The following is a 6,000-nucleotide window of genomic DNA, read 5'->3' on the forward strand; positions in this document are numbered from 1 at the left end:
CCGATGATTAGGAGCGAGTGCGCATGAACCTCAGCCCCCGCGAGATGGACAAGTTGTTCATTCATGTTGTGGCGGATCTGGCGCGTCGACGGCGTGAGCGAGGCGTGAAGCTGAATTACAGCGAGGCGGTCGCCTTGATCAGCGAGGCGATCGTCGAGGCTGCACGCGACGGCCGCACTGTCGCCGAGTCGATGGAACTCGCCAAACATGTGGTGCGACCCGACGACGTGATGCCCGGGGTCCGTGAGATGGCCGCCCTGGTGCAGGTAGAGGCGACCTTCGTCGACGGCACCAAGTTGGTGTCCTGCCATGATCCCGTGGGTGGGTAGCCGGTGAACGCGCCGCGGTGCGACGCGACGGTCCTGCTGTCCTGCGGTCACGAGAGCGCGGGTGGGGCCGCGCTGCCCGAGCTGATGCCGCTCGCCGAAGGCGTGCCGGCGGGACGACCGCTAAGCGAGGCGGTAAGCACGGCGCTGGAGCAGGGGCCCCGGACGGTGTGCGTGGTACCCATGACCATCGGGCGCGACCCGCGGCTGGTCGCCGAATCAGCCCGAGCGCTGCGCTGGGCGGCAGTGGCGTCCGGACACCCGCACCGCGTCGCCCTCGCTGCACCGTTCGGTACCGCCGAGCACCTCATCGCTTGGCTGCGCTCGGCCGCATTGCGATTCGAGCAAACCCCGGGCGTGACACGCGGCCTCCTGATCACGGCACCCCCGGGCGGTCCCTTCGACGACGCCGAGTTGTTCCGGATCGCGCGACTGGTACGGCACTACGGGCGCCATCAATTGATCGAGGTGGCCTTCGCCGGCGGTGACCCGGATATCAGTGCAGGGATCGAGCGGCTGGCCCGTCTCGGTGCTCAGCGGGTGGGGTTGATTTCGGCAGGCTTCGGGCCCGTCTCGCTCGAAACCGACAACGCCACGGTAGCTGTCGAAGACGCCGGCCCGCTCCTCGGAACCGCGATGATCTGCCAAGTGGTGCAGGCGCGCGTCAGGGCAGCCCTCGACCGGCTGGCTAGAGCGGAGGACGGAATCAGCGCCGGCCTGCACGCCGAGCACGGCCATGGCTACGCACACTCGCACCACCACGCCGACCATTGATGATGGGGTACCGAAGAAGGAAGGACTGCGGGCATGTCAGCAGGCGCACAATACATTTACGGCGAGGATCCGGTGGAAATCAATGTCGGTCGGAAGAGAACGACCATCCGGGTCAGCAACACCGGTGACCGGGCGATCCAAGTCGGATCCCACTACCACTTCTTCGAGGCCAACCGCGCGCTCGAATTCGACCGCGCCGCGGCATACGGCATGCACCTGGATATCGCCTCGGGCACCGCGGTGCGCTTCGAGCCGGGCGACACTCGTGAGGTCACGCTGTGTGCGTATGGCGGCAACGGGCGAATGGTCGGCTTCAGCAACCTGGTCAACGGTGGGCTGAACTCGGCTGACACCCGAGTTGCTTCGATGCGCCGGGCGAAGGCGCTGAACTTCAAGGGCGCCAACGACATCGATGATCCGCAAGCGGCCAGCACAAAGAGTGAGGACCGATGACGACGCTTCCCCGCAAGACCTACACGGACCTGTACGGACCGACGGTCGGTGACCGGTTTCGGTTGGCCGACACCAACCTCGTCGTCGAGGTCGAAAGAGACTGCAACTCCGGCTATCACGGAGACGAGGCGGTGTACGGCGGGGGAAAGTCGATCCGCGACGGCATGGCCCAGGATCCGGCGACGAATGCGGTCCAGGGTGCGTTGGATCTGGTGATCACCAACGCCGTGGTGCTTGACGCCGTGGTGGGCGTCGTCAAGGGCGACATCGGCATCAAGGACGGGCTGATCGTCGGTATCGGCAAGGCGGGCAATCCGCACACCCAAGACGGGGTGCATCCGCATCTGGTGATCGGGGCGGGTACCGAAGTGATCGCCGGCGAACACCTCATCGCAACCGCAGGAGGCGTCGACACACACATCCATTTCATTGCGCCGCAGCAGGTTTACGAGGCATTGTCCAACGGCATCACCACCATGATCGGCGGCGGCGTCGGCCCCACCGATGGAACCAGAGGCACCACTTGCACCCCGGGGCGGTGGAACATTGCGCGGATGCTGCAGGCGGTGGACGACCTTCCGGTCAACATCGGGCTGCTGGGCAAGGGCAACAACTCGTTGCCTCAGCCGCTCGCCGAACAGATCGAGGCCGGTGCCTGCGGGCTCAAGGTGCATGAGGACTGGGGCTCCACCCCGGCGGCGATCGACACCGCGCTGCGCGTCGCCGACCAGTACGACGTCCAAGTGGCCATTCACACCGATACGCTCAACGAGTCGGGCTTCTACGAGAACACGCTCTCGGCGATCGACGGCCGGGCCATCCACACCTTTCACACCGAAGGGGCCGGGGGTGGTCATGCGCCCGACATCATGCAGATTGCCGGAGAGCCGAATGTCCTGCCGGCATCAACGAATCCGACACTGCCCTATACGGTGAACTCGGTCGACGAGTTGCTCGACATGGTGATGGTCTGTCATCACCTCAGTCACAACATCCCGGAGGATGTGTCGTTCGCCGACTCTCGCGTGCGTGCCGAGACGATCGCCGCGGAAACGGTGCTGCACGACGAGGGGGTGATCTCGATTTTCGCGTCGGACTCGCAGGCGATGGGACGGGTCGGCGAGTCGTGGACCCGGGCTTTTCAGACCGCGCATCACTGCAAGGATCAGCGCGGCCCGCTGCCCGAGGATGCCGGCCCGAACGGCAAGGCACGCAACGACAATTATCGAGTGTTGCGCTACGTCGCGAAGATGACGATCAATCCCGCGCTGGCCAGCGGTACTGCCGACCACATCGGGTCGATCGAGCCGGGGAAACTGGCCGATATCGTGCTGTGGCCGATCCACTCCTTCGCCGCCAAACCGACAATGGTGATCAAGGGTGGCATGGTCAACTGGTCGGTGATGGGCGACCCTAACGCATCGCTGCCCACACCGCAGCCGGTGTATTACCGCCCGATGTTCGGTGCGTTCGGCAAGGCGGCGGCCGCCACCCGGGTAACGTTCATGTCGCAGAAGGCGATCCAAAACGGGGTGTCGGAGCAACTGGGATTGACCAGCCGGGCGCTGCCGGTGCAGCATTGCCGCTCGGTCGCCAAGCAGGACATGGTCCGCAACAGTGCCACTCCAGAAGTCAGGGTCGATCCCGACACCTACCGGGTGACCCTCGACGGCGAGGTCGCGACGATCGAACCGGCGCGCTCGCTTCCGCTGGCCCAACTGTTCTATCTGGCGTGAGGTCATGACCCGCGCCGGCGACGATATACAAAGCAGCGCTGAGGTGGGAGCACCACCCGCGTGCGGGGGAGAGCGGCGCTCATGACGGAGGATCTCGCGGCGCTGCTGGCCAGCCTGCAACTGGCCGATTCGGCGTTCCCCAGTGGGTTTTACACGCTGTCTCACGGTCTGGAGGGTTACGCGCAGGCTCGTGCGATCGAACCGTCGCAGCTGCCGCGGCTGCTGGAGGATCTGCTCCGGAATTCCGTGGGCCCGTCAGGTGCCACGGCAATGGCCATCGCGCACCGCGGCGCTTCGTGCGGCCATTGGGACGAGGTCGTCGCGGTGGACCGCCGGTTGTATGCGACGATGCTGAACCGGGAGATGCGGATGGCGTCGACACGGACCGGTCGGCAGCTGCTCGATGTTGCCCGAGAGTCGTTCGGAGGCAACAGTGTCGAGCGGTTTCGCATCCTGGCAGCCGAGCACAAGGCACCGGTGACGCAGCCGGTGGTAGCGGGGGTCGTCTACGCTGACGCGGGCGCGCCGGTGGCGAGCGCGGTGGCCAGCGAGCTGTTCGCCTTTGCGACCAGCTTTGCCGGCGCGGCCGTCCGGCTGCGGCTCAGCGACCACATCCGCGCGCAGCGGCTGCTTCGCGATGTGGTGCCGGTGATCGCCGAGGTCGCGCGGCAGGCGCTGAGTCGCCCACTCGCCGAGCTCGGCGCCTGCGCGCCGCTCGCCGACGTCATGTCGGGACGCCACGAACGAGCAGACGCTCGGCTTTTTGCCACCTGAGGATGAGAGAGGCAATGGTGCACAATGTATTACGGGTCGGCATCGGCGGCCCGGTCGGTTCGGGAAAGACGGCGCTGATCGAGGCGTTGGTGCCCAGCCTGATCCTACGCGGACATCAGCCTGCGGTGATCACCAACGACATCTATACCCAGGAAGACGCCGACCACGTCCGGCGAACGCTGACGGGGGTGCTGGCGCCCGAGCGGGTAGTGGGCGTGGAGACGGGATCGTGTCCGCACACAGCGGTGCGCGATGACCCGACGATGAACCTTGCCGCCGGAGCCGAGCTGCTCGACCGCTTTCCGGGCATCGACACCTTGCTGTACGAATCCGGCGGCGACAACCTGACTTTGACGTTCAGCCCGCTTCTGGCAGATGTGTTCATCTTTGTCCTCGATACCGCGGAGGGTGAGAAGATGCCGCGCAAGCGAGGGCCGGGAATCACCGACTCGGACCTCTTGGTGATCAACAAGGTCGACATCGCGCAATACGTGCGTGCGGACGTATCGGTGATGAGGAGCGACGCCGAGCGGGTACGTGAGGGCCGTCCAGTGATATTGACGAATTGCCTTGAGGGACAAGGGATCGACCACGTGGCCGACTTCATCGAGAGCTATCGGCGTCTTCCCGCGTGAGTGCCGTTGTGCCGGAACGGTTGTCGTCGGCTCATTACGCACCGGCGACCATCCCGTCGGCGGTGCGGGGTTTCGCCGGTTCCCCGGACACTTTGTCGGTGGGGCGCCCGGGCAAGGTGGGGCTGCTCGAGCTCGGATTTGAGCGTGTGGGCGCGCGCACCGAGTTGGTGCGCCGCTATCAGAAGTCACCGCTGCAGATCATGCGTCCGCTCTATGTCGACCCGTTGCGGCCGGACTTGCCGGTGGTCTATCTGATGTCTACCGGCGGCGGCGTCGTGCAGGCCGACCGGCTGCGGCTGGACGTGGACTGCGGAGTCGACACGGCGCTGCATCTGACGACCCAGGCCGCGACCAAGGTGCACCACATGGACGCCGACTTCGCCACCCAGACTGTCGGACTGCGGGCGGGCCCGCGAGCCTACCTGGAATATCTGCCCGACGCGCTCATCCCGTATCCGGGCGCACGGTTCTATCAGCACACGACGGTCACGGTGGACCGGACCGCCACCGTGCTTATCGGTGAGGTGCTGATGGCCGGTCGTCTGGCGCGCAGCGAACACCACCGATACGACGTCCTTGCCACCGATCTGGAACTCGTCGACCCCGACGACGGGGAGATCGCCATCGACCGGATCAGGTTTTCCCCGCAGGAGTCTGCGGTCACCGGACCCGGGATGCTCGGTGGGCACACGCTTATGGCCACGCTCTTCGTTGTCAGTCCGCTGCGGCCGGCCGCGGTTGTCGCCGATACGCTGCACGGCGCCGTCGCGGACTCGGCCACCGCAGGAGTCAGCGTCCTTCCGGGTGATCGTGGCGCATGGGTGCGTATCCTCGGCACCGATTCGCCTACTGTGCAAGCGACGCTGCGTCATGCATGGGATGCCGTGCGGCGCTTGTTGATCGGCGTCCCGGCTCCGCTGTTGCGCAAGACGTAGCCAACGTCTCGAGCCCCTGAGGTGGCAAGCAACCGACGGCCGGCCGCACCCGCCGGATAGCTACGGGCCGTCGTCGTCATCCGCCAACAGCTTTTCGGGGTGGTGGTAGGTGTTGGTCCGGGGTTGGCCGCGGTCGAGGTGTGCGGGCGGGATCCATTGGGTGTCGCCGTTATTGCGTTGTCGGGTGGTCCAGCCTTTGTCGAGGAGGCGGTGGTGGGGGCCACAGGCCAGGGTGAGTTGGTCGATGTCGGTGCGGTGGGTGTGTGCCCAGTCTTGGACGTGGTGCACTTTGGGCTTGCCCCGGTTTAGCGGACACCGGATTGCAGCGGTATGGCCGTTGCGGAAAGGTCCTCATGATGGGCCAGGT

Annotated in this window: 7 protein-coding genes and 1 pseudogene; 7 read left to right on the forward strand and 1 reads right to left on the reverse strand. The window is 65.9% G+C overall.

Translation table 11 applies throughout. The features are described from left to right. Positions 1-23 precede the first annotated feature (23 nt). The 7 genes from ACYQ8K_RS21680 (at position 24) to ACYQ8K_RS21710 (ending at position 5,633) form a co-directional block, all read left to right on the forward strand. Positions 24-329, forward strand: a complete 306-nt coding sequence (locus ACYQ8K_RS21680) for an urease subunit gamma (RefSeq protein ID WP_459972244.1) — start codon at positions 24-26, stop codon at positions 327-329. Positions 330-332: 3 nt separating this feature from the next. After that, complete coding sequence (locus ACYQ8K_RS21685; RefSeq protein ID WP_459972246.1) at positions 333-1,100, forward strand: sirohydrochlorin chelatase; 768 nt, start codon at positions 333-335, stop codon at positions 1,098-1,100. 33 nt (positions 1,101-1,133) lie between these two features. Continuing rightward, positions 1,134-1,553 (forward strand): urease subunit beta, encoded by a 420-nt coding sequence (locus ACYQ8K_RS21690; RefSeq protein ID WP_459972247.1) that lies wholly within the window; start codon positions 1,134-1,136, stop codon positions 1,551-1,553. Continuing rightward, a complete protein-coding gene (gene ureC, locus ACYQ8K_RS21695) occupies positions 1,550-3,289 on the forward strand; it encodes an urease subunit alpha (RefSeq protein ID WP_459972249.1) in 1,740 nt (579 codons plus the stop codon). Before ACYQ8K_RS21690 ends, ureC begins: the two co-directional genes overlap by 4 nt. An 81-nt stretch (positions 3,290-3,370) precedes the next feature. Next, positions 3,371-4,063 (forward strand): urease accessory protein UreF, encoded by a 693-nt coding sequence (locus ACYQ8K_RS21700; protein WP_459972251.1) that lies wholly within the window; start codon positions 3,371-3,373, stop codon positions 4,061-4,063. 14 nt (positions 4,064-4,077) lie between these two features. After that, a complete protein-coding gene (gene ureG, locus ACYQ8K_RS21705) occupies positions 4,078-4,698 on the forward strand; it encodes an urease accessory protein UreG (protein ID WP_459972253.1) in 621 nt (206 codons plus the stop codon). Then, entirely contained in the window at positions 4,695-5,633 is a 939-nt protein-coding gene (locus tag ACYQ8K_RS21710) for an urease accessory protein UreD (RefSeq protein ID WP_459972255.1), read from the forward strand. Before ureG ends, ACYQ8K_RS21710 begins: the two co-directional genes overlap by 4 nt. A 60-nt stretch (positions 5,634-5,693) precedes the next feature. Here ACYQ8K_RS21710 and ACYQ8K_RS21715 read toward each other — a convergent pair. Continuing rightward, positions 5,694-5,924: pseudogene (locus ACYQ8K_RS21715) on the reverse strand (HNH endonuclease signature motif containing protein); the annotation flags it as partial. Positions 5,925-6,000: the final 76 nt, after the last annotated feature.

The organism is Mycobacterium sp. MUNTM1, from assembly GCF_054660795.1.